This is a genomic window from Pseudomonas agronomica (assembly GCF_025917275.1).
Taxonomy (GTDB): Bacteria; Pseudomonadota; Gammaproteobacteria; order Pseudomonadales; family Pseudomonadaceae; genus Aquipseudomonas; species Aquipseudomonas agronomica.
Genome location: NZ_JAOSHO010000604.1, coordinates 1 through 2,731 on the forward strand (window position 1 = coordinate 1; position 2,731 = coordinate 2,731).

Here is a 2,731-nt window from a genome sequence, read left to right on the forward strand (position 1 = left end):
CAAGCTCGCTCCCACAGGGGAAATTGGTGGGATTCATTTGGCGACCGGCTCGAATTGCTGCGGCAAAGCCCTATAATGCGCGCCGGTTTTTGGGGTAATGGTCATGAGTACAGAAGATCCACGGTTTGCCGGCATCGCCCGTTTGTATGGCATCGAAGGCCTGGAGCGCCTGCGGGCGGCCCATGTGGCGATTGTCGGCGTTGGCGGTGTTGGGTCCTGGGCGGCGGAGGCCATTGCCCGTTGCGGCGTGGGCGAGATTTCGCTGTTCGACCTGGACGACGTCTGCGTCAGCAACGCCAACCGCCAATTGCACGCCCTGGACAGTACCGTCGGCAAGCCCAAGGTCGAGGTGATGGCCGAGCGGCTGAGGGGCATCAACCCCGACTGCACCGTGCACGCGGTGGCGGACTTCGTGACCCGCGACACCATGGCCGAGTACATCACGCCGAACATCGATTGCGTGATCGATTGCATCGACAGCGTCAACGCCAAGGCCGCGCTGATCGCCTGGTGCAAGCGCCGCAAGATCCAGATCATCACCACCGGCGGTGCGGGCGGGCAGATCGACCCGACGCTGATCCAGGTCTGCGACTTGAACCGCACTTTCAACGATCCATTGGCCTCCAAGGTGCGCTCCACCTTGCGCCGCGACTACGGCTTCTCCCGCACCGTGACCCGCCATTACAGCGTGCCTTGTGTGTTCTCCACCGAACAGCTGCGCTACCCGAAACCCGATGGCAGCATTTGCCTGCAGAAGAGTTTTGTCGGCGACGGCGTCAAGCTCGACTGCGCTGGTGGGTTTGGCGCGGTGATGATGGTCACGGCGACGTTCGGCATGGTCGCGGCGACCAAGGCTGTGGATAAAATCGTCGCGGGCGTGCGACGGCCGGCGGACAGACTCAAGTCCGGGCAGTAATGCGACGCTGCTCACTAAGGGAGTGGTGAACCTGTGGCGAGGGAGCTTGCTCCCGCTGGGCCGCGAAGCGGCCCTGAAATCGGGCAACGCGGTATGTCCGGCAGATTGAGTTGACGGCTTTGGGACTGCTGCGCAGTCCAGCGGGAGCAAGCTCCCTCGCCACGGTTATTGCGCCAGTTCGCGCATCCGCTGTAGCACGGCATTCAACCCATTGCTGCGCGACGGCGACAACTGCCGCGACAATCCCAGCTGATTGAACCAACCCGGCAAATCCACCTGCTGCAATTCTTCAGCGGACAAACCATTGACCCGCGCCAGCAACAACGCCACCAGACCACGGATCAGCCGCGCATCGCTGCTGGCTGAAAACTGCCAGTGGCCGTCTCGCAACTGACCCACCAACCACACCTGGCTTTCACAGCCGCCGACAAGGTTGGTGTCGCACTTGTCTGCATCGCTCAGTGGCGCCAAGCGCTCGCCCCATTGCATCAACAGCCGGGCGCGTTGTTCCCAGCCGGAGGCGTCCTGGAAAATCTGCAGTGCGGCGACAGCATCGTCAGGCAGGTTCATCGCAGCATCTCCAGGGCCTGGTCCAGCGCCTCGAAGAAACGCTCGATATCGGCGGAATCGTTGTACAGCGCCAGCGACACCCGGATTGCCCCGGACAGCTTCAGATGCTTGAACAACGGCATCGCGCAATGATGCCCGGCACGCACGGCGATGCCTTGCTCGGTCAGCAGGTGCGCCAGGTCGGCGTTGTGGATGCCATCGACCACGAAGCTGACCAGCGCAAGTTGGGGACTGCCCACCAGGCGCACGCCGTTGCGCGCCTGCAGACCGTGGAGCAAATAGTCATGCAGGGCGGTTTCATGATCGATGACTGCCTGCCCGTCGAGCCCGGACAGGTAATCCAACGTCGCCCCCAGGCCGATCACGCTGGCGATCGGCGGCGTGCCGGCCTCGAAACCCAGTGGCGCCGGGCGGAAGGTGGCGTTGTGGTAGTCGGCCTGCTGGACCATTTCGCCGCCAAACTGCCAGTGACGCAGTTGACTGAGCGCTTCGGTGCGACCGAACAGCGCGCCGAGGCCTTCGGGGCCGTAGAGCTTGTGACTGGAAAAGACGTAGAAGTCGCAGCCCAGTGCCTCCACATCATGGCGGCCGTGGACCACGCCCTGGGCGCCATCGATGACCGTCAGCGCGCCCTGCGCCTTGGTCATCGCCAACAGCGCCGGCAACGGCTGCCAGGTGCCGAGCACGTTGGACAACTGGCTCACCGCCAACAGGCGCGTGCGCGGTCCGATCAGCTCGGCGGCGGCACTCGTATCGATCACCCCATCGGCATCCAGCGGCAGCACCACCAGGGTCAACGCGCGGCGCTCGGCCAATTGCTGCCAGGGCAACAGGTTGGCGTGGTGTTCCAGGGCGCTGACGACAATTTCATCGCCCGGGTTGAACAGGTGTTCCAGTCCGTAGGCGAGCAGGTTCAACGCCGAGGTGGCGCCGTGGGTGAAAACGATCTGGCCGCAGTCACTGGCGTTGAGCCATTGCGAAACCTTGAGGCGACTGTCTTCGAATGCCTGGGTAGCCAGCGCCCCAGGCAAATGTTGCGCCCGGTGTACGTTGGCCGCACCGTTGGCGTAGTAATGCGCCAGTGCGTCGAGCAACGCTTGGGGTTTTTGCGTGGTTGCGGCGTTGTCCAGGTAGGTCTGGCCTTGCCGTTGCAGGGCGGCGATCGCCGGGAAGTCGGCACGCCAGGGGGATTGAATCAACATGCTTTCGGGCCCTGCTGGAGTTACGCCGGACCCTGTGGGAGCG

General features: G+C 63.7%; 3 protein-coding genes. 1 reads left to right on the forward strand and 2 read right to left on the reverse strand.

Annotated elements, in window-relative coordinates; genetic code table 11:
* The first annotated feature begins 103 nt into the window (after positions 1 to 103).
* Positions 104 to 916 carry a tRNA cyclic N6-threonylcarbamoyladenosine(37) synthase TcdA gene (tcdA, locus tag OC610_RS25115; RefSeq protein ID WP_408636646.1) on the forward strand — a complete coding sequence of 271 codons (813 nt, stop codon included), beginning with the start codon at positions 104 to 106 and terminating at the stop codon, positions 914 to 916.
* Between the two features lie 165 nt (positions 917 to 1,081).
* Here tcdA and OC610_RS25120 read toward each other — a convergent pair whose 3' ends face one another.
* Both OC610_RS25120 and OC610_RS25125 read right to left on the reverse strand, forming a co-directional pair.
* Positions 1,082 to 1,486, reverse strand: a complete 405-nt coding sequence (locus OC610_RS25120; protein WP_264431721.1) for a SufE family protein — start codon at positions 1,484 to 1,486, stop codon at positions 1,082 to 1,084.
* Complete coding sequence (locus OC610_RS25125) at positions 1,483 to 2,688, reverse strand: aminotransferase class V-fold PLP-dependent enzyme (protein WP_264431723.1); 1,206 nt, start codon at positions 2,686 to 2,688, stop codon at positions 1,483 to 1,485. Before OC610_RS25125 ends, OC610_RS25120 begins: the two co-directional genes overlap by 4 nt.
* Between the last annotated feature and the right edge of the window lie 43 nt (positions 2,689 to 2,731).

Coding starts and splice junctions, on each gene's coding strand:
- OC610_RS25125 (WP_264431723.1), bottom strand. CDS start 2,688: ATGTTGATTCAATCCCCCTGGCGTGCCGACTTCCCGGCGATCGCCGCC.
- OC610_RS25120 (WP_264431721.1), bottom strand. CDS start 1,486: ATGAACCTGCCTGACGATGCTGTCGCCGCACTGCAGATTTTCCAGGAC.
- tcdA (WP_408636646.1), top strand. CDS start 104: ATGAGTACAGAAGATCCACGGTTTGCCGGCATCGCCCGTTTGTATGGC.